Source organism: Agrobacterium sp. M50-1 (assembly GCF_049843495.1).
In the GTDB taxonomy this organism is placed as follows: domain Bacteria; phylum Pseudomonadota; class Alphaproteobacteria; order Rhizobiales; family Rhizobiaceae; genus Agrobacterium; species Agrobacterium radiobacter.
Window position 1 is genome coordinate 157,782 of record NZ_JBBHZH010000004.1, and the last position, 25,440, is coordinate 183,221.

The following is a 25,440-nucleotide window of genomic DNA, read 5'->3' on the forward strand; positions in this document are numbered from 1 at the left end:
TAAATCACAAAAAACATTGCGTCCGATGCCGCTTGCGGCAGGACTGGCGCAGGCCGGAGACCGCCATTTCCGCCTGCGCCAATTTCTTTTCCCGATCTGGGAATTTATTGGACTTCCACCCCATAGGCCCGCAAATCCTGCCTCAGCTTTTCCGCGCCGGTGAAGTGCACCGCCTGCCAGCCCGCCGCCTTCGCGCCTTCGACATTGGCGAGCGTATCGTCGATGAAGATGCTTGCGGCGGGGTTGAGGCCGAATTCCTTGGCGTGCAGGTCGTAGATCGCCACATCAGGCTTCAACAGCTTCACGTCACCGGAGACCGTCACGCCGCGCGGCAAAGTGAGGAAGGGGAACATTTTCTGCGCCTCGCGGAAGGTGTCGGAGGCGAAGTTGGTCAGCATCGTCACGTCGTGGCCGCTGTCGATCAGGGCAACCATGATCGCGACGCTGTCATCGTAGGAATGCGAGACCATCTCATGCCAGAACTTGCGGAAGGCGCGAATGTGTTCTTCCCGCTCGGGGAAGCGTTCCACCAGCAGCGCTTCGGCATCCTCCCAGCGGCGTCCGCGATCCTGTTCGAGGTTCCAGTCATGGGTGCAGACATTCTCGAAGAACCATTGGCGCTCGTCGGCATCGGGAATGAGACGGCTATAGGGAATATGCGGATCGTAATGGATCAGCACCTTGCCGATGTCGAATACGATATGCTCAATCTTGGTCATCGAAATTTCCTGCGTTCATCGAATGCGGATGGAATAGCTTGGGCGATGACTTTTTTCATCACCGTTGGCAGCGCCTGCGCGTCAAGATTTGTAACCGGCTCCCACCATCCGTCATCCGGGCGGCTTTGAAGGCCGTCCGGCGCCTGCGCGCGATAGACGGTGAGCCACAGTTCGAAATGGGTGAAGACATGCACGATGACGCCCGCCGCCTGCCAGCCGGCGGCAAAGGGCGCATGGCTCGCCTCCGTGCCGCCATCCATGCGCGCGGTCCATGCGGTGGTCGGCACCTCGGTCATGCCGCCGAGAAGCCCGCTTTCGATGCGCCGCCGGAGCAGGATTTCGCCGCTCGCATTCACCGCCACGAAGGCGGCCCCTAGCCGCACCGGCTTTGCCTTCTTGGCGGCCTTGACCGGAAACCGCTCCGGCTCGTCATGGGCAAGCGCAAGACAGTGGCCGTTGAAGGGACAGAGCGCGCAGGCTGGCCGTTTCGGCGTGCAGATCGTCGCGCCAAGGTCCATCATCGCCTGGGCAAAATCGCCGGGCCGATCAGGGGGCGTAAGCTCGGCCACCTTCGCTTTCATCGCCGGTTTGGAGCCGGGCAGGGGAGCATCGATGGCGAAAAGGCGGGAGATGACGCGCTCGACATTGCCGTCCATGACAGCCGCCTGCCGGTTAAACGCGATGGCAGCGACAGCCGCGGAGGTATAATCGCCGATGCCGGGAAGCTTCTTCAGGCCTTCTTCCGTATCCGGAAAGACGCCGCCATGTTCATTCGCCACGGCTTCCGCGCATTTCTTCAGGTTGCGGGCGCGGGCGTAATAACCAAGCCCCGCCCATGCGGCCATCACATCTTCCACCGGTGCTGCCGCCAGATCGCCGACGCTCGGCCATGCGGCGAGGAACTTCAGGAAATAGGGCTTCACCGCCTGCACGGTCGTCTGCTGCAGCATGACCTCGGAGAGCCAGACATGATAGGGATCGGCGCGTTTTCCCTGTGCCGCCCTGGCGGGAGACGTGCGCCACGGCAACTCGCGATGGTGGCGGTCATACCATGCGAGAAGTCGTTCTGCCGTTGGATGTGATAGGTCTTGGCGAGCATATGTGTTCATTGCCGCTGAACATAGTCGCGACGCGGCAATCTGCAACAGGGCGCGACTGCGGCGAAGTGGAAAATCGCGTCCGGCGATGAATACCGTCGACACCCGTCGTCCAATTTCGAAGAAAGGAAAACCGATGCCGAACGCGCCTCTCGATATGATACCCCAGCCACTCCTGTCCGTTATCGGAGTTCTGCTTTCCCTCTACATTATCGGGCGGCTGCTGAACCATCTTGGCCGTATGTATTTCGGGCTGGAAAACGGCGTGGCTTTTGTGGTGGCGCGCGTGATCCGCGAAATTGGCGAACTGGAGAAAATGCGCTCGAAGCCCTCGCGGCGCTTTCGCATGTTTGAATCTGGTTTCTGGGCGCTTTTTTGTCACGTCCTGTGGATATACATGTTTGTCGTCTTGGCATGCATGTTGGTGATCGCCCTTATGTCGGATAAGCCCGGGATGGCGCATCTGAAGATTTTGGCGGTGGCCTATTTCCTCTTTGGATGTTTGGTGGCGCGAATGATAAGCTTGGGCGCCCGCAGGGACTGGCGGCGATTCCGTGCGCTCCTGCGCGGTGAAGGAGATGACGATGGCGCGATCGTTTGAGGCCGGTTTTTCGCCTCTGCCGAGGAAAGCATGAAAAAACCTGCAAATTCGTTCCGCAAGGGCGTCGTACAGATCGCCGAAGTCGCCAATGGCATCATGGATCCGGTCCTGTCGAAACGGGCGGGCATCAACACGGCGCTGCTCGGCTCGTGGGATGAGATCGCCGGCGATGACTTTGCCGATTGCACGCGGCCGGAGAAAATCACCTGGCCGCGCCGCGACGAGGGGCCGGATCGCGGCGGTTACCAGCCGGGCGTGCTGACCATCGCCTGCGAAGGTGCGCGCGCCCTGTTTCTCACCCATGCGCAGGGCGAGCTCATTGCCCGTATCAACGGCTTTTTCGGCTTTCCAGCGGTGCGCCAGATCAGGATAGTGCAGAAACCGGTCTCCCAGACCATTAACCGTCGGCGCAAACCGCAGCCCCTGCGTGGCGATGCGGCAAAACGTCTCGACGATATGATGGAGGGCATCGAGAGCGAGGCGCTTCGCAAGGCAGTGGAGAGGCTCGGCACGGCGGTCTTGCAGAAGAAGCCTGGGGGCCGGACGATTTGATCGGTCCGGTTGTCCTTGACTGGTCACAATTCTTTGACAAGAAGAGTCCAAAACCCCGCTTGTGATGAACAGGCCGTCGCTATATCGGAATCAACGGACAATAGAGTCTATTACCAACAGGTGCTTTCATGCATTTTCCCGAACTGACCATTTCCCGTCGCAGCCTGCTTGGCGGCGTTGCTCTTGCTGCCATTGCCACGGCCCTGCCGTTTGCCTTCACGCCCGGCGTTGCCGAGGCGCAGGAACTGCCTGAATCCACCGGTGACGTGGATATGGCTGCGGTGATGAAGCCCGGCCCGCTGCCGGAAGCGGCGCTCGGCGATGCCAACGCACCCGTCAAGATCGTCGAATATATGTCGATGACCTGCCCGCATTGCGCCAATTTCCACAACAAGACCTTCGAAGAAATCAAGAAGAAGTACATCGATACCGGCAAGGTTTATTTCGTGCTGCGCGAATTCCCGTTCGATCCGCGCGCCGCTGCCGCCTTCATGCTGGCGCGCTGCGCACCGGAAGGACAGTATTTCCCCTTCGTTTCCATGCTGTTCAAGCAGCAGCAGAGCTGGGCTGTCGCGCAGGATGCACGCGCCGCCCTGCTGCAAATGTCGAAAATGGCCGGTTTCTCACAGGAGTCTTTCGAGGCCTGCTTGACGAACCAGAAACTTCTGGATGATGTGAACGCAACGATGCAACGCGGTGCGACGGAATTCGGCGTCAACTCCACGCCGACTTTCATCATCAACGGCAAGAAATACGCAGGAGACATGTCGGTTGAATCCATGTCGGCTGTCATCGACAAGCTGCTCTGATCGCCGAAGCCTTAAAGGAACGGGCGGCGGATATTTCCGTTCGCCCGTTTTTTATTGCCGTTTTTCTGTCTGGAGCATGGCGGCATGAAGTTTAACAAGCTCCGGGTCGTCGGTTTCAAGTCCTTCGTCGAACCCTCCGAATTCATCATCGAGCCGGGCCTGACCGGCGTTGTCGGCCCGAACGGCTGCGGCAAGTCCAATCTGGTCGAAGCGCTGCGCTGGGTGATGGGCGAAAACTCCTACAAGAACATGCGCGCATCCGGCATGGATGATGTCATTTTCTCCGGTTCCGGCAACCGCCCGGCCAGAAACACCGCCGAAGTCGGCCTCTATCTCGACAATTCCGACCGTACCGCGCCTGCCGCCTTCAACGATGCCGATGAAATTCAGGTGACACGCCGCATCGAGCGTGAAAACGGCTCGGTCTACCGCATCAATGGCAAGGAGGCGCGCGCCAAGGACGTGCAGCTTTTGTTTGCTGATGCCTCCACCGGCGCGCGTTCGCCCTCCATGGTGGGGCAGGGGCGTATCGGCGAACTCATCAACGCCAAACCGCAGGCCCGCCGCCAGCTTCTGGAAGAGGCGGCCGGCATCTCCGGCCTGCATTCGCGCCGCCACGAGGCCGAGCTCCGCCTGCGCGCCGCCGAGACCAATCTGGAGCGGCTGGAGGATGTGACCGCCCAGCTGGAAAGCCAGATCGAAAGCCTGAAACGGCAGGCGCGGCAGGCCAACCGCTTCAAGATGCTGTCAGCCGATATCCGCGCCCGCGAAGCGACCCTGTTGCATATTCGCTGGGTAGAGGCGAAGGAAGCCGAGGGCGAGGCAGAAAGCGCGCTCAATCAGGCCACCAACATCGTCGCCGAAAAGGCTCAAGGCCAGATGGAAGCGGCCAAGCAGCAAGGCATCGCCAGCCTGAAGCTGCCGGAACTGCGCGAAGATGAAGCGCGGGTGGCCGCCGCCCTGCAACGCCTGCAGATTGCTCGCACCCAGCTGGATGATGAGGCAAACCGCCTGCTGCGCCGCCGCGACGAGCTGGCGCGCCGTCTCTCGCAGCTTGGTGAGGATATCGTCCGCGAGGAACGTCTTGTTTCGGACAATGCGCAAATCCTTGCACGGCTCGATGAGGAAGAGGCCGAACTCCTCGAAATCCTTTCCGATTCCGGCCGCCATGCCGAGGAGATGCGCGAAGCTTTCGAAACCGCCGCTATCAAACTGGCCGAAAGCGAAGCCGTCTTTACCGCAATCACCGCCGAGCGGGCCGAAGCGTCCGCCGAGCGTCAGCAATTGGAGCGGACGATCCGCGATCTTTCCGATCGTAAGCTGAGGCTGGAACGGCAGTCGCAGGAGGCCTCCGCCGAGATCGAGGCCATCGATGAAAAACTCTCCGGCCTTCCCGATCCTTCGGAACGGCGGGAAGCTGTCGAGGCGGCAGAGATTGCGGTCGAGGATGCCCTGATCGTCGCTGACGAAGCCGAGGCCGCTGTCGCCGAGGCGCGTTCCGCCGAAGCGCTGGCGCGCGGGCCTCTGGAAACGGCGAAAAACCGGCTGAACGCGCTCGATACGGAAGCACGCACCATCACCAAAATTCTTGCCTCCAGCGCCGCCGCCAATGGCAGCTTCACGCCGGTGGCGGAAGAAATGACGGTGGAGCGTGGCTTTGAAGCGGCGTTGGGTGCCGCCCTCGGCGACGATCTCGAAAGCCCGCTTGATGCCGCCGCCCCCGCCTATTGGGCCGGCAATGGTGACGGGGCGGGTGATCCCGCCTTGCCGCAGGGCGTGACGCCGCTGCTCGATTACGCCCAGGCGCCAGCGGCTCTCCGGCGCGCGCTTGCACAGATCGGCGTCGTCTCCGGCACGGCGGAAGCCCAGAGACTACTGCCATCACTCAAGGTCGGCCAGCGGCTGGTGACGCGCGAAGGCGCGCTGTTCCGCTGGGACGGCCATATCGCCAGCGCCGATGCGCCGGGTGCTGCAGCACTTCGCCTGTCGCAGAAGAACCGTCTCGCGGAAATCGAAGCTGAACTGGATGAGGCCCGCTCCATTCTGGAAGAGGCCGAAGACCAGCTTGCCGCCAGAACCGAGGACATAAGAAGCAGCGAGTTGCGGCTTTCGGAAGTGCGTGACAGAAGCCGGCTTGCGACCCGCCAGCTTGCCGAGGCGCGCGAGGCGCTGACATCAGCCGAAAGGGCTTCCGGCGATCTTCTGCGCCGCCGGGATATCGTCTCGGAAGCGCTGAACCAGATCGGCGCGCAGATCGACGAGATCGCCGTTCAGGAAGAAAACGCCCGCATCGAAATGGAGGACGCGCCTGATCTTTCCGTGCTCGATCTCCGCCTGCGCGAAAGCCAGCTGGAAGTCGCGACCGACCGTGGCCTTCTGGCGGAAGCCCGTGCCCGCCACGAAGGCGTGAGCCGCGAGGCGGAAAGCCGTCAGCGCAGAATTCAGGCGATAGGGCAGGAGCGTTCCACCTGGCAGTCGCGTGCGGCAAGCGCCGCCGACCATATCGCCACGCTGCGCGAGCGCGAGGAAGAGGCGCGCGAGGAAATCGCCGAGCTGGACATAGCGCCCGAGGAATTCGACGAGAAACGCCGCAACCTCCTCAACGAACTGCAGAAGACCGAAGACGCCCGCCGCGAAGCCGCCGACCGGCTGGCCGAGGCGGAAAACCTGCAGCGCGCCGCCGACCGGGTGGCTGCAACGGCGCTTTCCGAACTGGCCGAAGCCCGCGAAAAGCGTGGCCGTGCCGAGGAGCGGCTGGTCTCCGCCCGCGAGAAGCGGCAGGAAACCGAACACCGTATCCGCGAAACGCTGAATACCGAGCCGCATATGGCGTTTCGCCTGACGGGCCTTGGTCCTGACCAGCCGAAGCCTGACATTCGTGATGTCGAACGCGATCTCGACCGGCTGAAGATCGAGCGGGAGCGGCTTGGCGCCGTCAACCTGCGCGCCGAGGAAGAGCAGGCCGAGCTCTCGGCCAAGCTCGCGGCGCTCATCAAGGAACGGGACGACATCATCGATGCCGTTCGCAAGCTGCGCGCCGGCATCCAGAACCTCAACCGCGAAGGCCGCGAACGGCTGATTGCCGCCTTCGATGTGGTCAATTCGCAGTTCCAGCGGCTGTTCACCCATCTTTTCGGCGGCGGCACGGCGGAATTGCAGCTGATCGAATCCGATGATCCGCTGGAGGCAGGGCTGGAAATCCTCGCCCGTCCGCCCGGCAAGAAACCGCAGACCATGACGCTATTGTCAGGCGGCGAACAGGCGCTGACGGCGATGGCGCTGATCTTCGCGGTTTTCCTCACCAATCCCGCGCCGATCTGCGTGCTGGACGAAGTGGATGCGCCGCTCGACGACCACAATGTCGAGCGTTACTGCAACCTGATGGACGAGATGGTGGCTTCCACGGAAACCCGCTTCGTCATCATCACCCACAATCCCATCACCATGGCGCGCATGAACCGCCTGTTCGGCGTCACCATGGCCGAACAGGGCGTCTCGCAACTGGTGTCGGTGGATTTGCAGACCGCCGAACAGCTGCGCGAAGCCGTCTGAGGCGGTTTTCCGGGATTCAATTTCCAGTTTTGCTCAATGTGAATTTATCTTGCCGTATCACCCATTCGGGTGAGCGACATCACGCGGCATTTTGCTATGTTTTTCGCAAGAGCCAAAGGTTCTCTCCAGACCCCACCATCCGGTTTCCTGTACCGGATGGAATGCCTTGCGAGGCCGCTGCCGTGGCCTCGCAAGGCTTTCTTTTCCGGGTTCACAGAGTGAGATGGCTGTATGGCTGGTAATCGTTTCCGGGGTGCAAACCTCCTCCGTCATACCGGCCTTGAGCCGGTATCCAACCAGCCCAAGTCCTTGGGCTGAAAAGACTCTTACCGTTGCGCAGACGCATGTCGGCTGGATTCCGGCTCAGGGCCGGAATGACGGAAGGAGGAGACGCAGCGAATCCCTGTAAACACTTGGCCTGCTGCAACTGCCAATGGCGCAGTTTGCGAATTTCTCCACGCATGATGCATGGAGGCCTACCATCACTCACCCCGGCACCAGCCGCAGCCGCGTGCCCCAGGGGTCGATCGCTTCCACGACATTGTTCTCCATCTCCACCAGCACGTAACCGGCCGCCCGCAGCCGCGTTTTTTGCGCCTCGAGATCGGCGGGATTGCGAATGGTGAGAGAAAACCAGTCGAGGCCGGTTTCCATGGCGTTGCGTTCCTTCGCGCCGCGGCTGTTCCATATATTCACCGCCAGATGATGGTGATAACCGCCGGAAGAGAGAAAAGAGGCGTCCGAGCGCGCATCCTGCGTCGGTCGCAGGCCGATGGCCTGTTCATAAAAGGCGCGGGCGGTGGCGATTTCGCCAACCCGCAGGTGAACGTGTCCGATGCGCATCCCCGCTGGGGCTGTCTCATAATCGCTTCTTTTGGTGTCGGTCAGCTTCACGAGGTCATCGATATCGAGCTGTTCGGTGCCCATTTTCACCACGCTGCCGCTCCAGACCCAGGTGTCCTTCGGCCGGTCGCTATAAACCTCGATGCCGTTGCCTTCGGGATCGTTGAGATAGATCGCCTCGCTGACATTGTGATCGGCAAAACCTGACAGCGGCACCTGCTTCAGCGCCGCATGCACCAGCCAGCGCGCTAGATCCTTGCGGGAGGGCATCAGATAGGCGATGTGGAACAGGCCGGCGGAGGTGGGGCTTTCGAAATCCGCGGCCGGCTTGTGGACGAGATCGAGCAGCGAAACAGTGCCGATGCCGAGCGTCACGCCTCTCGCCGTGCGTTCCACCTCGTTCATGCCGAGAACCGAACGGTAATAATCGATCATCGCGTCGAGTTCGCGCACCCGAATTGCGGCCTGGCCGATATGCATCGGCGTCGTCAGCGCAAAGGGAAGGGCAGAGGCGGCACCTGCGACGGGTACTGCGCCTTCCGCTCTGAGCGCCCCGGCAAGCGCGCTGGCGGCGCAGGAAATTCCGGCAAATTTAAGCGTATGGCGGCGGGTAAATTGCATGAATAATCTCTTTGTCGGCGATTTGAATGGCTTAGGCAACACTCCGTTTCAGCGCACTACACGAATGCGTCAATCATGGCGTTATTCGGCCTTTGCGGCAATTCTGGCGCGCAATTTGCCGCAATTATGCTGCACTGCGATGTAAACTGCGCGTTGCGGCGTTCCCAACATGCCGGCAATGCTGTAGATGATAGAAAAATGACAACGCTTCTGGGTGGAGAGCGTGGAATGAAAAAATGGGTTTATACCTTCGGCAACGGTGCTGCCGAAGGCAGGGCAGGTGACGTTGCGATATTGGGCGGCAAGGGCGCGAACCTTGCCGAAATGGCAAGTCTCGGCCTTCCCGTCCCCCCGGGCCTCACCATCATAACCGATGCCTGCGCCCTTTATCACAAGAATGGCCACGATCTTCCCGAGGACCTGAAGCTGCAGGTCATGGCCGGCCTGCACGGCATGGAAACCGTGACCGGCAAGACCTTCGGCGGCAGCCAGTCGCCGCTGCTCATCTCCGTCCGTTCCGGCGCGCGCGCTTCCATGCCGGGGATGATGGATACCGTTCTGAACCTTGGTCTCAACGACCGCACGGTCGAAGCGCTCGGCCATGATGCGGGCGACGCCCGTTTCGCATGGGACAGCTATCGTCGTTTCATCCAGATGTATGGCGATGTCGTCATGGGCCTCGACCATGAGCTGTTCGAGGAAATTCTCGAAGACGAAAAAGGCCGCCTCGGCCATGAATACGATACCGACATGTCGGCGGTCGAATGGCAGCACGTCGTTTCGCTCTACAAAAAGCTGATCGAGGATGAACTGGGCGAGGCCTTCCCGCAGGACTGTCATGTCCAGCTCTGGGGCGCGATCGGTGCCGTTTTTGCCAGCTGGACCAACCACCGCGCCGTGACCTACCGGCACCTGCACAATATTCCGGGTGATTGGGGCACGGCCGTCAACGTGCAGGCCATGGTCTTCGGCAATCTCGGCTCGTCCTCGGCAACCGGCGTCGCCTTCACCCGCAACCCTTCCACCGGCGAGGCGGAGCTTTACGGCGAGTTCCTCGTCAATGCCCAGGGTGAAGATGTGGTCGCTGGCATCCGCACGCCGCAATCCATCACCGAGGCCGCACGTCTGGCCTCCGGCTCCGACAAGCCTTCGATGGAAAAGCTGATGCCGGAGGCGTTCAGTGAATTCCTGGCGATCTGCAAGCGGCTGGAAAACCATTATCGCGACATGCAGGATCTGGAATTCACCATCGAGCGCGGCAAGCTGTGGATGCTCCAGACCCGGTCCGGCAAGCGCACCACCCGTGCCGCCATGAAGATCGCCGTCGATATGGTGGAGGAGGGGTCGATCTCGCAGGAGGAAGCCGTCTGCCGCATCGAGCCGTCATCGCTCGACCAGCTGCTGCATCCCACCATCGATCCCGGCACATCCCGTCCCATCATCGGCTCCGGCTTGCCGGCCTCGCCGGGAGCGGCGACGGGTGAGATCGTCTTTACCGCTGAAGAGGCGGTTGCAGCGGAGGCGGAAGGTCGCCGCGTCATTCTGGTGCGCATCGAAACCAGCCCGGAAGATATTCACGGCATGCATGCCGCCGAAGGCATTCTGACAACACGCGGCGGCATGACCAGCCACGCCGCTGTGGTGGCGCGCGGCATGGGCATCCCCTGCGTCACCGGCGCCGGCTCCATGCGCGTCGACATGCGCAACAAGGTGCTGATCGGCGTCGGCTGCATGCTCAAACGCGGTGATGTCATCACCATCGACGGTTCCTCTGGCCGCGTTCTGAAGGGCGAGGTGCCGATGACGCAGCCGGAACTCTCAGGTGATTTCGGCAAGCTGATGGAATGGGCCGACGGCCTGCGCCGCATGACCGTGCGCACCAATGCCGACACACCCGCCGACGCCCGCGCCGCCCGTGCGTTCGGCGCTGAGGGTATCGGCCTTTGCCGAACCGAACATATGTTCTTCGAGGGCGACCGCATCCATGTGATGCGTGAAATGATCCTTGCCGAAAGCGAAAAGGGCAGGCGGGCGGCGCTCGATGAGCTTCTGCCGATGCAGCGTTCGGATTTCACCGAACTGTTCCAGATCATGCACGGCCTGCCGGTAACGATCCGCCTGCTCGATCCGCCGCTGCACGAATTCCTGCCGAAGACAGATGGCGAGATCGTCGAGGTGGCCGCCGCCATGGGCATGCCGCAGACGGTGTTCCGCCAGCGGCTGGATGCGCTGCACGAATTTAACCCCATGCTCGGCCATCGCGGCTGCCGCCTGGCGATTTCCTATCCCGAGATCGCGGAAATGCAGGCCCGCGCCATTTTTGAAGCCGCCGTTGCGGCGGCGCGCATCACCGGCGCGCCCGTCGTGCCTGAGATCATGGTGCCGCTGGTCGGCTTGCGCTCGGAGCTGGATTACGTGACCGCGGTCATCGATGGTGTTGCCGCCGCGGTGGCGGAGGAAACCGGCATGGAGATCGAATATCTGACCGGCACCATGATCGAACTGCCGCGCGCTGCATTGCGCGCCCATGTCATTGCGGAAGCCGCGGAATTCTTCTCTTTCGGCACGAACGATCTGACGCAGACCACCTTCGGCATTTCCCGCGATGACGCGGCGCGCTTCATCAATACCTATCAGCGCAAGGGCATCATCGAACGCGACCCGTTCATTTCACTGGATTTCGATGGCGTGGGAGAACTGATCCGCATCGCCGCCGAACGCGGCCGCCAGACGCGGCCGGAGCTGAAGCTCGGCATTTGCGGCGAACATGGCGGTGATCCGGCCTCGATCCATTTCTGCGAGGATGCGGATCTTGACTACGTCTCCTGCTCGCCTTTCCGCGTGCCCATCGCTCGCCTTGCGGCGGCGCAGGCGACGCTGGCCGCAAGGTCGAAGCAGGGGCAAACGCCAAGCAATGTCGCCTTCATTCCTGTCAGGGGTTCTGTTGGACGATGATGCGCCGCTCCACCACCACCGGGCGGTAGAACATGTCGCGGTTCATCTGCGCCTGCCAGGCGCGGTTGTCGGCGCGACGATCCATTTCCAGATCGAGAAGGCAGCCCGCCATCGGGTCGGTGCCGGGGCGGAAACCATAACCCCGGCATGTCGCCTCATCCCGCGCCCGGCGCTCTTCCGGCGTCAGCGTCTGGCACGCGGTGAGCGCCAGTATCGTGGCAAGCGAACCGAGGACGATGGAAACACGCATCTTGTTTCTCCCTTAACATGACAGCCGTACGGCACTTTTATTGCCGCGATTGATACGCCTGTTTTGATGTGGGGAAAAGCCGCGTTGGGGCGGAAAGTTGCATCAATCCGCGATGGGGGAGGCCCAGCAAGCGGCGATAGCCGGGTCGGCTCCGACGGGCAGAGCGACGTTGCAAAACCTGTTCAGGAAAAGCGAAGAAAAGACGGTGGGAACAAACCCTGTTGAATGAGCCAGTCGCCAAGCAGAACCGTAAGGATGGCGATGAGGACGATGCCGCCGATAAATGAGAAGAGGCCGAGCGTGGCCTGCGTCCACCGGCGGGTTTGATAGAGGTAAATCGCAAGCCCGATGGGCGCGAGCAGAATGGTCGCGAGTTTGGCGGCGGAACTGCGCCGAAGGTCCCGCTTTTCGGCGTCCTCTATCTGCCACCAGGCAAACAGCGTGATGATGCCGACCATCTGCACCAGATCATTTGCGGTAAAGGAACTTGGAGGTCCGGCAGGCCAGACGGCCGCGTCGATGAGAAGCCCGAGGGATATGAAGGCGAGCAGGCCGACATAGATCCAGTGACGTTTCGCCATGCACAGGTTCCGCCGAAAGATGCGTTGTTATCTGTGTCGCTATCGCTATCGATGAAACCATCTCCGTCAATCCCAAACTCTCATGGAGCAACGGACATGGTCCTCGTTGGGGCGTCTCCGTTTTACCGGAAACGCCCCACGATGATCGCGGTCAGGCCGCCACGACTTCCCGGTCATCGAGCGCGTCGATGTCCTTGGTGTTGTTGTAGGCGGCCTCATTGAGGATGCCCTCGCGCTTGGCGACGATGGTGGGCACCAGCGCCTGACCGGCAACGTTGACCGCCGTGCGGCCCATGTCGAGGATCGGGTCGATGGCGAGCAGCAGGCCCACGCCTTCGAGCGGCAGGCCGAGGGTGGACAGCGTCAGCGTCAGCATGACCACAGCACCTGTCAGGCCGGCCGTTGCGGCGGAACCGAGCACCGAGACGAAAACGATCAGCACATAGTCCTGAATGCCGAGCGGCACCTGGAAGAACTGCGCGATGAAGATCGCCGAAATCGCCGGATAGATGGCGGCGCAGCCGTCCATCTTGGTGGTGGCGCCGAGCGGCACGGAGAAGGCGGCATATTCGCGCGGCACGCCGAGGCTCTTTTCCGTCACGGTTTCGGTGACGGGCAGGGTGCCGATGGAGGAACGCGACACGAAGGCGAGCTGGATGGCCGGCCATGCGCCCGCAAAGAAGCGTGACGGCTTCAGGCCGTGGGCGAGAAGCAGGGCCGGATAGACCACGAACAGCACCAGCGCTAGACCGATATAGACTGCCGCCGCATACCAGCCGAGCTGCGACAGCGTCGTCCAGCCATATTGGTCAACCGCGCGGCCAAGCAGGCCGATGGTGCCGATGGGGGTGAGGCGGATGACCCACCACAGGATTTTGCGCACGATCGCGAGCAGCGACTGGTTGAAGGCGAGGAACGGCTCCGCCGCCTTGCCCGCTTTCAGCGCCGCGACGCCAAAGGCGATCGACACCACGAGAAGCTGCAGCACGTTGAAGTTCAGCGAGGTGCTGCCTGCGCCGTTGTTGATTTTGGTCGAGGCTTCGAGGCCGAACACGTTGGCCGGGACGAGGCCTTTCAGGAAGTCGAGCCAGGAGCCGGTGGAGGAGGGTGCCGCCGCTGCCGTATTGGCAATCGCCGTGTTGACGCCCGGCTGGATGACGAGGCCGAGCACGATGCCGATGACCACGGCGATCAGCGCGGTGATGGCAAACCACAAAAGCGTCTGCCAGACGAGCTTTGCCGCATTGGAGAGGTTCTTGAGATTGGCGATGGAGGCGACGATGGCCGTGAAGATCAGCGGCGGAACCAGAGCGCGCAAAAGCTGCACGAAAATACTGCCGATAGTCTGCAGCGTCACCGAAAGCCAGTTCGGGCTGCCGGCGGCATCGGGACCGATGTTGCGCGCAACGAGCCCGAGCAGCAGACCGATGACCATGGCGATCAGAACCTGAAAGCCGAAATTGCGATAAAAGGGTTTAGGCCCGGAGGGGCCGGCGGACGTCGTTGCCTGTGACATGACATGTCTCTTTATTGTGCAAGAAAACGAGAATGTTGCACTTTTTACACGCATTCTCGAGGGAGGTCGCCGAGGATACGCCGATTTCCTCAGCAATTAAGGGATGAACGTGCGTATTTGTTGCGTTGCCGGGGAATTATTCTCGCAGATGGCGAATTCTCAGAAAAATGTTCCGCCCCATCGCGCTTCCGTTCCCGGCTCCTGACGGGAGGTTTTCGCATTTTGGCTTGCGGATCAAACCCGTCCTTTGTTTTCCTCGCCGTAAATCCGGTCTATGACATCATATGCAGGTGATTCCCTGCCAGAATTCGGGTGCAACGCTTTTTAGCCAATGCGATCTAACGGATATCCGCTTTCATGACTGTGCGTTTCGTCCGGCCTTTTTCGGTTGCAGCCTATCTTTCCCGGTATCTGGGTCTTGCGGCGCTTGTGCTGTTTCTCATCGCCGCCGGCATTCACCGTTTCGGGCCGCTGACGACACCTGATCTCGTCGGTCTGCTCATCATTGCCGCGGGCATCGCTCTGGCGGCCGTGCTTCTGGCGCTGATTGGTCTAGAGCGGTTGTGGACCAGGGGTGCGCGCGGCGGCCTTTCGGCGCTGGCGGCGCTGCTTCTTTCGGCTCTGCCGCTCGGCGTGGTCGGTTACGGCGCCTTTCTTTATTGGCAGCAGCCGAAGATTTACGACATCTCCACCGACCTGAGCGATGTGCCGGAATGGCTGGTGACGCCTGCGGCCAATCAGCAATGGATGGTGCGGCCCGCTGTCATCACCAAGGCCGACCGGGATGCGCAGATGGAGGCCTATGCCAGCCTCGCCGGCCGCCGTTATGAAGGCGCGATCGACCGCATCTATGCCGCCGCGAAGAAAATGGCCGCCGCCCAGACTATCCGCATCACCCACACAAAGGGGGTGATCGGGGCGGAAGACGCGCCCTCTGCCGGCATTCCCGAGCAGGACAGGACACAGCCCGCGGAAGAGGGGCCGGTGGAGGACCTGCCCTCCATCGTGCCGGTGCCCATGGCCCGCCCGACTGACGCGCCATTGCCCACCTTTTTCAATGGCAGCGGTGTTGTGCTGATGCAGGGTGAAACCCGTACCCGCATCTGGGGCCTGCGTTTCGATATCCTCATTCGCCTGAAAGAAGAGGCGGAAACCACCATCGTCGATGTCCGCGTCGCTTCCCGCTACGGCCCACACGATCTCGGCATGGGGGCGGCGATTGCGGAAGCCTATCTCGATGCGCTGGATGCGGAGATGCAGGGGCTGAACGACAACTGAGGCTATTTGTCTTGTTGTGGCACCCGCTCGTTCCCCGTCGAACGGGCGGCGAGCGACGAAAGCATCGTGAGAATTCGCGCGTCAAAACCTCATCACGCCGGAAAATATTCGCCCAGCAGCGAAGGCGCACCATCTGTCCGCACTTCGCCCTTTTCGATCAGGTCCTCTATATGCGCCAGCACGGAAAGGGCGGCCGCGCCGTGCAGGCGCTTGTCGGTGCTGGCATAGATCACCTTCACCATATCGGCGATCAGCCGGTCGCCTTCGCGGATGCGCTTCAGAACCGCCTTTTCCCGCATACGTCGATGAGCGCGTAGCCCGCGCATGAAGGCCGAGGGATCGGTGACCGGGCCGCCGTGGCCGGGCAGGAACAGCCGGTCGTCGCGGGTGAGCAGCCTCTCCAGCGAGGCCATGTAATCGCTCATCGCCCCGTCAGGAGGTGCGACGATGGTGGTAGCCCAGGCCATCACATGATCGGCGGAAAAGACGATGCCACTGCCATCAAGCGCGAAGGCGGCGTGGTTGGCCGTGTGCCCCGGCGTATGCAGCGCGGTCAGCGTCCAGCCGTCGCCGGAAAGGCTCTGCCCATCGCCAAGCGCGATATCGGGCACAAAAGCCGTATCGGAACTTTCGGCAAAGGGATTGGTCTCGCCCACATGCAGCGGCCGGGCGGCGCGATGCGGACCTTCCGCCACCGTCAGCGCGCCGGTCGCCGCCTTCAGCCGCCGGGCGAGCGGCGAGTGATCGCGATGGGTGTGGCTGACGAAGATATGGGTGACCTCGCGGCCATCAAGCGCCGCCAACAGCGCCTGAAAATGTGCCTCATCCTCCGGGCCGGGATCGATGACGGCAACAGAGCGGTCGCCGACGATGTAGCTGTTGGTGCCGTGAAAGGTGAAGGCGGAAGGATTGTTAACGGTGATGCGCTGGATGAGCGGGGCGACAGGAACCGCCTCGCCATAGGCCGGCCTGAAATCGAGATCGAATGCCGGGTCCGCCATCGAGACCTCCTGAAAAATGCCATGCCAGCTTGAGCCACGGCCTCAACCGCGCCACCGCCCAAGCCCTAACATGCGAACTTCGCCACGGCACCCAAAAAGCTTGGGTTTTGTGAAAAAATTGGTCGCCGGGTCATTGCCGGGCCGGGCAGGCTTTGATAATCAGGCCCGGTTCGGGCAGCGGCGTTTCGCTTCACTGCCCTGTTGGGGCGTCGCCAAGCGGTAAGGCACCGGTTTTTGGTACCGGCATTCCCAGGTTCGAATCCTGGCGCCCCAGCCATCTATTCCAAGTCAGAACAACGTTCTCAGATCCCTGCGGCCATCGATCACGCGAACGATTTCGACGGAACGTATTTCGTCGCCATTGGTATCCGGCACGGTTTCGTAGAGAATGACGTAAGGTGCCTCGATGAGCATGCGGGCAGATGGAAAAATTTCCGGGTGGCGTTCGCCCAGATGAGGATGGTCAATCAGACTCTCCGCTTTAGCGCGGAATCGGGCAAAATACCGCTCCGCGGCCAAGGGCTGCGACTTACCGATATCGACATATATTTTCTTCACATCGCTGCGTGCGCGGGGCGTCCAGACAAGCTTAATGGTCACGATTTTTCAACGAAGCCAGTTCTGCACGCGCTTCATCGAGCATCTCGTCAAAATCCACTTCGGTTGAACCGCCACTGGCTTTGCCCTCGCTCCACAACGCGCGCAGCTTGGCGATATCGTCGCGTCGTTGAACCCATTTTGCCGACCAGTCGCGCATCGCTTCCCTGATGACTTCGCTACTGCTGGCATAGGCACCGCTTTCCACGGCGTCGCGCAATATTTCGGCGTGCTGGGGTGTTACCGAAACGCTGATCTTTTCAACATTGGCCATGTCATTTCTCCATGGATATTTGGTAGGAATTATTACTACCAAATGGTTTTTGACACGAGATATTTTTTCGACGCCTTTAATGGCAATGGATCGGTGTGCACTGGATGCCGGGAGGTCGGAAAACCTCTCCTTCGTCATGCTCTGGGCTGTCCTGAGTATCTGCGAATGATTGATTTTATTGAATGTGTCAGTCCTTGACACAAGGCCGAGGATGAGGGCGCGGGCGAAGTAGTAGTCTCCAACAAAAACGCCGCGCATCCAAAGACACGCGGCGTCCAATCCTAGATCGCACCTAAGCCTTAAAGCGCGATATCCGGCACCTTCTTCACCGGCGCGCCCGCAGGCGCCGCACCGGCGCCCTTCAGCGCCTCAAGGTCGATCTGCGGCGGCGTCGGCAGCTGCAGGTGTTCGGCGGTGTAAGCCCATTCCTCACGCACCTTTTCCGGGTCGTCATTAAGCTTGGTGCCGTAGCTCGGCACGATCTGGCGAAGCTTCGTCTGCCATTCCGGCGTTGCCACCTTGTCCTTGAAGACCTTTTCGAGAACGCTGAGCATGATCGGTGCTGCGGTGGAAGCGCCGGGCGAAGCGCCGAGCAGGCCGGCGATGCTGCCATCCCCTGCAGCGACGACTTCGGTGCCGAGCCGCAGCACGCCGCCCTTTTCGTCGTCGCGCTTGATGATCTGCACGCGCTGGCCGGCCTGCCACAGACGCCATTCGCCCTGCTTGGCGTTCGGGAAATATTCCTTCAGCGCGGCAAAGCGGTCGTCATCCGACATCATCAGCTGGCCGGCGAGATACTCCACCAGCGGATATTCGTCGATGCCGACGCGCACCATCGGCCAGGCATTGCTTGTGGTGACCGAGGAGACGAGGTCGAAATAAGAGCCTTCCTTCAGGAACTTGGTGGAGAAGGTGGCGAAAGGTCCGAACAGGATGACGCGCTTGCCGCCCAGCACACGGGTATCGAGATGCGGAACCGACATGGGCGGCGAGCCGACCGAGGCCTTGCCATAGGCCTTGGCCAGATGCTGCATCGTCACATCAGGGTTTTCATTGATCAGGAACGAGCCGCCCACCGGGAAACCGGCATAGTCGTCCGCTTCCGGAATGCCGGACATCTGCAACAGATGCAGCGCGCCGCCGCCAGCGCCGATGAATACGAATTTCGCGTCCACCACCTGTTCGGCATCGGTCTTGGTATTGGTGTAGGTCACGCGCCAGCTGCCATCGGCATTACGCTGAATATCGGAAACCTCGCTATTGACCTGAAGGTCGAAATTCTGGTCGCTCTGCAGATGCGATACGAACTGGCGGGTGATTTCGCCGAATTCCATGTCGGTGCCGAGCGGCGACCAGGTCGCGCCGATCTTCTGGGAAGGATCGCGGCCTTCCATCATCAGCGGCACCCACTTCTTGATCTGCTCGGGATCGGTGGAGAATTCCATACCGGCGAAAAGCGGGCTGGCCTTGAGCGCCTGATAACGCTTTTCCAGATAGGCGACGTTCTCGTCACCCCAGACGAAGCTCATATGCGGCGTGTGGTTGATGAAGGAGCGCGGGTTCTTCAAGACGCCGTTGCGCACCTGCCAGGCCCAGAACTGCCGGGAAATCTGGAAGGATTCGTTGATGTTGACGGCCTGGGTGATCTTGATGTTGCCGTTGTCGTCTTCCGGTGTGTAGTTGAGCTCGGCAAGCGCCGAGTGGCCGGTGCCGGCATTGTTCCAGCCGTTCGAGCTTTCAAGCGCCACGCCGTCCAGCCGCTCCAGCATCTGCATCGACCAGGTGGGCTCCAGTTCGCGCAGCCACACACCGAGTGTCGCGCTCATGATGCCGCCGCCGATCAAAAGCACATCGACCTTCTTGGCGGCCGTATTGGCGAGAAGCGGAGAAGAGGGCAGCGCCGCTGCGGCAATTCCGGCGAGCGCGCCGCCCAGAACCTGTCGGCGGTTCAGCGGAAATGCATGGGAGAGATCAGTGAGCTGGGATTTGTCTTGATCGATGGGAGTCACGGCCATACCTGATTCTTGTTTTGTGTTAAAAACATTCCTCCCGATCGCCCCGTTACAACAAAGCGTAAATCGGCACAACCCGGCCCCATTCACTCCAGTTCAAGCGTTTTTGCAGGGATTTGGCCGGGGCATATGGTCGCGTCAGCGAATTTTGCATATTTGCGGATCGTCATTTTTAGGGCGGTGAAGATTAGGCGATGCTTTCAAACGGTTGAAAGGGTTCTCTGCGCCCGATATCGCAAAAAGCCCGCCCGGCTGCACCTTGCCGGCCATCATGGCTGGCGCAATGCCGCTGCGGGCCGATTTTTTTTCAGAAAAATGACAAAAATCCCGAAAAAGTGAAAAGGCCCGCCGGTTCGGGCGGGCCTTGGCGCGTTCGGTTTGTGGCCGAAGATCAGTTTGCGGCGAGGAATTCCGCGCAATAGCTCGGGCCGTTGACGCCGGGGCGGTCGGAGACGGTGCGCACGGCGGTGATCTTGTAGTCGCTGGAAACGACGAGCTGCACGGTGCAGGAGAGCGAGGCGGTGCGGGCCGGCGAGATCTGGCGACCCTTCTTCCCATCCTTGCCTTCTTCAAACCTGGCCGGAATGGTGGCCTTCTTGTAGCCGCCACGCCAGTTATAGACGGTGGAGCTGCCGGTTTCCGTATCGCTCAGCGGCGGGCCGAATTTTGCGAAGAAAATACCTGCGGACTGGCCGACCCAGCGGGTCTCAACGGGGCTCTTCTGGGTGAAAGAAGGAGTGGAGCCGCCCGTGGAAGTGGTGCAGGCCGAGAGCGCAATGGCAAACGCTGCGAGCGTTACGCTGCGAGATAGCATGATGAAATGTCCTTTGTGCCGTGTCCGGCTTCCCGCCGGTCATTCCGTTCCCCTAGCAGATTTGGAGACGGCGGGCAGGGGAGGTGGGCGGCTTGACGAAAATTTCCTGCCACAATTGCTTTTTTGTAACGTTTTGAGGGCGTCCAGGCGGTGCCGCAGGCGCTTGGCAGGGCTGTTTCAACGGATGGGGAAAACTTGTCACAAAAAATGCAATAAGCCGCTTGTCGAATGCCGGAGGCTGGTCTATAGAAGCGCCGCTGGTCACGGAGTGTAGCGCAGTCTGGTAGCGCACGTCGTTCGGGACGACGGGGTCGGAGGTTCGAATCCTCTCACTCCGACCAGCTTGAAGCCCAATAGATACAGCGGCTTGCAACTCATCCCGATACTTCCTGAAAATCTCCAGATCAAAGCCTCGCACCGAAACCGTCCCTGTTAAATCAGAACCGGTTGGAATGCATTCGTGGATCTTGCCTGAAAATCAGGGCACAGATGCGGATAGGCGCCTTCAAACTCCCGTTCTTCAATTGGTGCCTGCTTTAGGGGGCGGAGAGCGTTTCCTGCTCGTGGATGTGAAGCTGCACCGTCGCTTGAGCCGGCCGCCCGAACAAAAGAGGCCCGTCGCTCCGCCAAGCGCCAGGCCTCAATGTCGCGGCCTTGTTTCAGGGGACGCGCGACACGGACCGTCTTAGAAGCGTCAATTCTCGTCCACAATCCAAGAAGTTATCCATGACGGTCACAAGCCCTGAAATCCGGGGCCATCGGCATGATCAACTTATCGCGATCAAAAAAGAGGCCCGCTGTTTTTTCAAACAACGAGCCTCTGTTGGGCCGCTTGGCGGAGCGACCGCACGCAAATTCGCCTTTTGCGCATGAACGGCGAATGAACAAACGGGTTTCTGTGCGGACGAGAAACAACCCGTAAAAATCAGGAGAGCAACATGGATCGGAAAGCCGCCTCAGCCGTTATCTAACCATACAACAATGGAGGATAACATGCTGAAGGGTATTGCACTGTGGGCTATGGGCGTTCCGGTCGTGGTGATTATTCTGCTTTATATGTTCGTGTTTTAAGCTGATCCCAAGTCTTTTACACGGAAGAACCTCTCAAACGAAAAAGGCGACCGTTTTGACGGTCGCCTTTTGTTTGTCTATGCCTGTGCCTGTCAGCTGAGGTCGCCGATCAGCCGCGAGGCTGTGGCAGCGTCCGTGCGGCGGATGTCTATTTCGTCGCGGTGTCTTGCCAGGAGTTCGCTCGCCAGCAGCTTTTCCGCGAGATCGGCGGGCAGCGAGAGAATCACGCGGTCACCCTGTTCTTCCGTCGCGCCGACGCTCCGCTTGCCGGCAATCATGCCGCCCGCCACCGTGTTGTTGGTGTCGGGGTCGATCAGGATGAACGAGCCGGTTGAGCGGTTCTGTTCGTAGGCATCGAAGATCGCCGTCTCGTCGAAGGAAAGCCGCACCTTGCCGATGGCGTTCATCGGCAGCGAGGTCTCATGCGCCTGCCATTCGCCTTCCTTGAGGTTGAGCTGGCTGACGGGCTGGACGCTGACGCGCTGGCGGCGGCTGCCGCTTTTCAGCCAGTAACGCTTGCCCGCTTCGATGCCGCCCGGCTGCAACGCGACGATCTGCGCGTCGAAGGCAAGGCCCGTCTGCGGCTGCGCCTCGATGGAGACGATCATGTCGCCGCGCGATACGTCCACCTGACGGTCGAGAACCAGCGTGACTGCGTCACCCGCGACGGCCGCATTGCGCACCAGATCGAAAGTGACGATCTGCTTGACATTGGCGACCATGCCTGACGGCAGGATGACGACGCTGTCGCCCGGCTTCACCGAACCGCCGGCAACCGTGCCCTGATAACCACGGAAGCTTTCACCCGGCCGCGACACGCGCTGCACGGGCAGGCGGAAGCCGCCGGACTGCGCGGAGCGTACGGTGGCCAACTCCAGCGTTTCCACCAGCGTCGGGCCTTCATACCAGGGCATGGCGGCCTTGCCTGACAGAACGACGTTTTCACCCTTCAGCGCCGACATCGGAATGGCGGTGATCTGCTTGATGCCGAGGTTGGAGGCGAACTCGCGGAATTCGTGGGCGATCAGCTCGAAACCGGCCTTGTCGTAATGCGTCAGGTCGATCTTGTTGACGGCCAGCACGAACTGCCGGATGCCCATCAGCGCCGCAATGGTGGCGTGGCGGCGCGTCTGTTCCAGAATGCCGGTGCGGGCATCAACGAGCAGCACGGCGAGATCGGCTGTGGAAGCGCCGGTCGCCATGTTACGGGTATATTGCTCGTGGCCGGGCGTATCGGCAACGATGAAGGCGCGCCGGTCGGTGGCGAAATAACGATAGGCGACATCGATGGTGATGCCCTGTTCGCGCTCCGCCTGCAGGCCGTCTAGCAGCAGCGCGAAATCGGGCAGGCCGAGATCGTTCTGCTTGCCGCTGTCGCGGTGCAGGGTGGCGGCCTGATCTTCCTTGACGGCCTTGGTGTCCCAGAGAAGACGGCCGATCAGGGTCGACTTGCCATCATCCACGCTGCCGCAGGTGATGAGCCGCAAGGGGCGCGTATCGCGCGCTGCCTTCGAATGCTCGGCAAAGGGCAGGATGGTGGCGGAAGAGGAGGGGGTGTTGGCGGCGGCGGTGCTCATCAGAAATAGCCCTCGCGCTTCTTCTTCTCCATCGAGCCGGACTGGTCACGGTCAATCGCGCGGCCCTGCCGTTCGGAAACGGTGGCGATTTCCAGCTCGGCGATGACCTCCTGAAGCGTTGTGGCTTCTGAACGGATCGCGCCGGTGAGCGGGAAGCAGCCGAGCGTGCGGAAGCGGATCGAGCCGTGTTTGATCTCTTCGCCGGGCAACAGTTCAAGGCGCTCGTCTTCGGCAAGGATCATCATGCCGTCGCGCTCGATGTAAGGACGCTCGGCGGCGTAATAGAGCGGCACCAGCGGAATGTTTTCCGCTTCGATGTAACGCCAGATATCGACCTCGGTCCAGTTGGAGAGCGGGAAGGCGCGCACGCTTTCGCCCTTGCGGACCATGCCGTTATAGATGTTCCACAGTTCGGGGCGCTGGTTGCGCGGATCCCATTTGTGGTCGGGCGTGCGGAAGGAGTAGATGCGCTCCTTGGCGCGGCTCGCTTCCTCGTCGCGGCGTGCGCCGCCGAAGGCCGCATCGAACTGGCCGGCATCGAGCGCCTGACGCAGCGCTTCGGTCTTCATGATGTCAGTGTAAAGCGCCGATCCGTGGGAGAAGGGCGTCACATTTTCCGTCTTGCCGCGCGGGTTGGTATAGGAGATCAGGTCGAGATCATATTCCTTGACGATATTGTCGCGGAACTCGATCATTTCCTTGAACTTCCAGCCCGTATTGACGTGCAGCAGCGGGAAGGGAATGCGGCCGGGAAAGAAGGCCTTGCGCGCCAGGTGCAGCAGCACGGATGAATCCTTGCCGATGGAATAGAGCATCACGGGATTGTCGAATTCGGCGGCGACTTCGCGGAAGATGTGAATGGCTTCGTTTTCAAGCGCCTTCAGATGGGGATCGAGCGGCGGCTTGGATGCGACAGTATTCTTGCTGTCCGTCTCGTGGACTGCGTTGGACATTGTGAACTCCGGAAAATGTACTGAATGATTATCGTTGCGGGATGGCGGAAACGGCGGATGTCTGTTCCGCACCGGCGACGTGAAGACCGCATTCGCGCTTCTCGTCGTTTTCCCACCACCATCGTCCGGCGCGCTCAGGCTCGCCGGGCTTGATGGCGCGTGTACACGGCTCGCAGCCGATGGAGGGGTATCCACGCGCATGCAACGGATTGACGGGAATGTTTTCGGACGCGACATAGGCCTTGATCTGGTCGATGTCCCAGTCCGCCAGAGCATTGATCTTGATCAGATGACGCTCGGCGTCGAACTCGGCGAAGGGCGTGGTCGCACGGTTGCCCGACTGGCCGCGGCGAAGGCCGGTGATCCAGAAGGCGGCGCCATCAAGCGCCTTGCCGAGCGGGATCAGCTTTCTGACATGACAGCAGGCGTGGCGCGCCTCGATGCTTTCGTAAAAGCCATTGAGGCCGTATTTCGCGGCATAGGCGTCGATATCGTCCTGCTCGGGCCGGAAGCGACGGATTTCAATGCCGAAACGTTCTTCGGTTTCATCGATGAGATCGACGGTTTCCTTGAACAGACGGTCGGTTTCCAGCGTCACGACATCGATCGGCAAGCGGTGCGTACCGATGGCGGCGGTGATGACCTGATCCTCGATACCGAGGCTGGTGGTGAAGACCGCACGGCCGCCGAGACCGGCGATGAAGGAAAGTCGTCCCGCAAGATCGAGCCCGGCAAGCGTGGCGTCGAGGGAAGCGGCATCGGCAGAGGCATTTGCTGAATTGATCGTCATTGTCACGTCCGGGATTTCCATGGCCGATTATTGTTGAAATCCGGCCTCTGGAACAGAAATGACAGTCTTTGTGCGCTGCACTTGAGAGCAAAAATGCCTCACGCGCGCTTGGTATGAGCAAAAGATGCCCGTTCACCTTCTTTGCAGCTTGGATTTGAATTGTGACAACTTCTGCGCTAAGCCGGAATTGCCGGGTTCCCGGGCTTGTGGTCTACTGGTTTTACGATGATTTCGCAGAAGGCAAAATATGCGCTGAGGGCGCTCCTTTCGCTGGCCAAGGCCGACGGCGGCTGTCCTGTGCAGATTTCCGATATTGCCCGCGAACAGGCCATTCCGAAAAAGTTTCTGGAACAGATACTTCTCGAAATGAAGAAGGAACGCATCGTCGAGAGCAGGCGCGGCAAGCAGGGCGGGTATCTCCTGGCGCGCCCGGCCTCGGATATCACCTTCGGCGAGGTGCTGCGCCTCATCGACGGACCGCTCGCCCCCTTGCCGTGCCTGTCGCAGACCGCCTATCGCCGCTGCGAGGATTGTGACGGCGAGAAGCAGTGCGAAATCCGCCACGTCTTTGCCCGAGTGGCCGATGCGACGCGCAATATCCTTTTCAATACGACCATTGCCGATGCCGTTGCCGGTGTCGAAGTGCCGGAGCTTTTGACGGCCTGACGCATCGGACCGCAAACTCAAAGACTGCTCAGTGGAACTGCTTCTCCTGTGTGGGCGCCTCCCTCCACCCTCATTCCTGTGACAAGCACAGGAATGAGGGTGGAGGGAAAGGGTGCGCCGTGTCTACCCGTGAGCTTAAGTCCGCTGAACGGACAGCCCTGTGCTGATACGTCTCCCCCATCCCCTCATGCCGCTCAGACGAAAAAATCGTCTAAAACCCCATAATATTTTTCGCCATCGCGGTAAAAAATCGCCAAAAATGTGAAATGCTTTTGCATTCAGAAAAGTTTTACACGACGCTTGTTGCGCCT

The 25,440-nt window shown here is 60.8% G+C and carries 21 protein-coding genes and 2 tRNA genes; 9 read left to right on the plus strand and 14 right to left on the minus strand.

Features of this window, described 5'->3' with window-relative positions; all coding sequences use genetic code 11:
• Positions 1-104 precede the first annotated feature (104 nt).
• Positions 105-719, minus strand: coding sequence for an HAD family hydrolase (locus tag WDZ78_RS11185; RefSeq protein ID WP_425673049.1), 615 nt, complete (start codon positions 717-719; stop codon positions 105-107).
• The gene (mutY, locus tag WDZ78_RS11190) at positions 716-1,828 is read right to left on the minus strand and encodes an A/G-specific adenine glycosylase (RefSeq protein WP_425673050.1); all 1,113 of its coding nucleotides are present in this window, start codon (positions 1,826-1,828) and stop codon (positions 716-718) included. The genes WDZ78_RS11185 and mutY overlap by 4 nt, the downstream gene beginning before the upstream one ends.
• Positions 1,829-1,904: 76 nt before the next feature.
• On the opposite strand from mutY, the gene WDZ78_RS11195 reads away from it, so the two are divergent.
• From WDZ78_RS11195 to WDZ78_RS11210, 4 genes are all read left to right on the plus strand, one after another.
• Entirely contained in the window at positions 1,905-2,417 is a 513-nt protein-coding gene (locus WDZ78_RS11195) for a hypothetical protein (protein WP_244559862.1), read from the plus strand.
• 30 nt (positions 2,418-2,447) lie between these two features.
• Positions 2,448-2,969 (plus strand): DUF721 domain-containing protein, encoded by a 522-nt coding sequence (locus tag WDZ78_RS11200; protein ID WP_020010635.1) that lies wholly within the window; start codon positions 2,448-2,450, stop codon positions 2,967-2,969.
• A 128-nt stretch (positions 2,970-3,097) separates the two neighbouring features.
• Positions 3,098-3,778, plus strand: coding sequence for a DsbA family protein (locus WDZ78_RS11205; protein WP_020010636.1), 681 nt, complete (start codon positions 3,098-3,100; stop codon positions 3,776-3,778).
• A gap of 84 nt (positions 3,779-3,862) precedes the next feature.
• On the plus strand, positions 3,863-7,330 hold the full coding sequence (locus WDZ78_RS11210) for a chromosome segregation SMC family protein (RefSeq protein WP_425673053.1): 3,468 nt from the start codon (positions 3,863-3,865) through the stop codon (positions 7,328-7,330).
• A 486-nt stretch (positions 7,331-7,816) separates the two neighbouring features.
• Here the strand turns inward: WDZ78_RS11210 and WDZ78_RS11215 are convergent, their stop codons facing one another.
• Complete coding sequence (locus WDZ78_RS11215) at positions 7,817-8,794, minus strand: VOC family protein (protein ID WP_425673054.1); 978 nt, start codon at positions 8,792-8,794, stop codon at positions 7,817-7,819.
• A 228-nt stretch (positions 8,795-9,022) separates the two neighbouring features.
• Here WDZ78_RS11215 and ppdK point away from each other — a divergent pair, with 228 nt between their 5' ends.
• The gene (gene ppdK, locus WDZ78_RS11220; protein ID WP_425673055.1) at positions 9,023-11,749 is read left to right on the plus strand and encodes a pyruvate, phosphate dikinase; all 2,727 of its coding nucleotides are present in this window, start codon (positions 9,023-9,025) and stop codon (positions 11,747-11,749) included.
• Here ppdK and WDZ78_RS11225 read toward each other — a convergent pair.
• The 3 genes from WDZ78_RS11225 to WDZ78_RS11235 all read right to left on the minus strand — a co-directional run bounded on the left by WDZ78_RS11225 (position 11,727) and on the right by WDZ78_RS11235 (position 14,096).
• Positions 11,727-11,999 (minus strand): hypothetical protein, encoded by a 273-nt coding sequence (locus tag WDZ78_RS11225; RefSeq protein WP_020010640.1) that lies wholly within the window; start codon positions 11,997-11,999, stop codon positions 11,727-11,729. The genes ppdK and WDZ78_RS11225 overlap by 23 nt on opposite strands.
• A gap of 182 nt (positions 12,000-12,181) precedes the next feature.
• The gene (locus WDZ78_RS11230) at positions 12,182-12,580 is read right to left on the minus strand and encodes a hypothetical protein (RefSeq protein WP_425673056.1); all 399 of its coding nucleotides are present in this window, start codon (positions 12,578-12,580) and stop codon (positions 12,182-12,184) included.
• Between the two features lie 151 nt (positions 12,581-12,731).
• Positions 12,732-14,096 carry a dicarboxylate/amino acid:cation symporter gene (locus WDZ78_RS11235; RefSeq protein ID WP_425673057.1) on the minus strand — a complete coding sequence of 455 codons (1,365 nt, stop codon included), beginning with the start codon at positions 14,094-14,096 and terminating at the stop codon, positions 12,732-12,734.
• A gap of 357 nt (positions 14,097-14,453) precedes the next feature.
• Here WDZ78_RS11235 and WDZ78_RS11240 point away from each other — a divergent pair, with 357 nt between their 5' ends.
• A complete protein-coding gene (locus WDZ78_RS11240; protein WP_425673058.1) occupies positions 14,454-15,374 on the plus strand; it encodes a DUF1499 domain-containing protein in 921 nt (306 codons plus the stop codon).
• Positions 15,375-15,466: 92 nt separating this feature from the next.
• Here the strand turns inward: WDZ78_RS11240 and WDZ78_RS11245 are convergent, their stop codons facing one another.
• The gene (locus tag WDZ78_RS11245; protein WP_020812866.1) at positions 15,467-16,375 is read right to left on the minus strand and encodes an MBL fold metallo-hydrolase; all 909 of its coding nucleotides are present in this window, start codon (positions 16,373-16,375) and stop codon (positions 15,467-15,469) included.
• A gap of 202 nt (positions 16,376-16,577) precedes the next feature.
• On the opposite strand from WDZ78_RS11245, the gene WDZ78_RS11250 reads away from it, so the two are divergent.
• Positions 16,578-16,652: transfer RNA gene (locus tag WDZ78_RS11250), tRNA-Gln, on the plus strand.
• A gap of 11 nt (positions 16,653-16,663) precedes the next feature.
• On the opposite strand, the gene WDZ78_RS11255 is transcribed toward WDZ78_RS11250, so the two are convergent.
• The 4 genes from WDZ78_RS11255 to WDZ78_RS11270 all read right to left on the minus strand — a co-directional run bounded on the left by WDZ78_RS11255 (position 16,664) and on the right by WDZ78_RS11270 (position 20,072).
• Positions 16,664-16,975, minus strand: a complete 312-nt coding sequence (locus tag WDZ78_RS11255) for a type II toxin-antitoxin system RelE/ParE family toxin (RefSeq protein WP_111784577.1) — start codon at positions 16,973-16,975, stop codon at positions 16,664-16,666.
• Positions 16,965-17,246, minus strand: coding sequence for a type II toxin-antitoxin system ParD family antitoxin (locus WDZ78_RS11260; protein ID WP_425673059.1), 282 nt, complete (start codon positions 17,244-17,246; stop codon positions 16,965-16,967). Before WDZ78_RS11260 ends, WDZ78_RS11255 begins: the two co-directional genes overlap by 11 nt.
• Before the next feature lie 299 nt (positions 17,247-17,545).
• On the minus strand, positions 17,546-19,261 hold the full coding sequence (mqo, locus tag WDZ78_RS11265; protein ID WP_425673060.1) for a malate dehydrogenase (quinone): 1,716 nt from the start codon (positions 19,259-19,261) through the stop codon (positions 17,546-17,548).
• 388 nt (positions 19,262-19,649) lie between these two features.
• Positions 19,650-20,072, minus strand: coding sequence for a hypothetical protein (locus WDZ78_RS11270; protein WP_003509022.1), 423 nt, complete (start codon positions 20,070-20,072; stop codon positions 19,650-19,652).
• Positions 20,073-20,336: 264 nt separating this feature from the next.
• Here WDZ78_RS11270 and WDZ78_RS11275 point away from each other — a divergent pair.
• A tRNA-Pro gene (locus tag WDZ78_RS11275) sits at positions 20,337-20,413 on the plus strand.
• A gap of 822 nt (positions 20,414-21,235) precedes the next feature.
• On the opposite strand, the gene cysN is transcribed toward WDZ78_RS11275, so the two are convergent.
• Genes cysN through WDZ78_RS11290 form a run of 3 tightly spaced genes read right to left on the minus strand, consistent with a single transcriptional unit; the run spans position 21,236 to position 24,484 of the window.
• Positions 21,236-22,720, minus strand: a complete 1,485-nt coding sequence (gene cysN, locus WDZ78_RS11280) for a sulfate adenylyltransferase subunit CysN (protein WP_129564567.1) — start codon at positions 22,718-22,720, stop codon at positions 21,236-21,238.
• Positions 22,720-23,673 carry a sulfate adenylyltransferase subunit CysD gene (gene cysD, locus WDZ78_RS11285; RefSeq protein WP_020009567.1) on the minus strand — a complete coding sequence of 318 codons (954 nt, stop codon included), beginning with the start codon at positions 23,671-23,673 and terminating at the stop codon, positions 22,720-22,722. Before cysD ends, cysN begins: the two co-directional genes overlap by 1 nt.
• A 28-nt stretch (positions 23,674-23,701) precedes the next feature.
• The gene (locus WDZ78_RS11290; protein WP_425673061.1) at positions 23,702-24,484 is read right to left on the minus strand and encodes a phosphoadenylyl-sulfate reductase; all 783 of its coding nucleotides are present in this window, start codon (positions 24,482-24,484) and stop codon (positions 23,702-23,704) included.
• A gap of 204 nt (positions 24,485-24,688) precedes the next feature.
• Here WDZ78_RS11290 and WDZ78_RS11295 point away from each other — a divergent pair, with 204 nt between their 5' ends.
• Positions 24,689-25,129 (plus strand): RrF2 family transcriptional regulator, encoded by a 441-nt coding sequence (locus WDZ78_RS11295; RefSeq protein ID WP_111781800.1) that lies wholly within the window; start codon positions 24,689-24,691, stop codon positions 25,127-25,129.
• Positions 25,130-25,440: the final 311 nt, after the last annotated feature.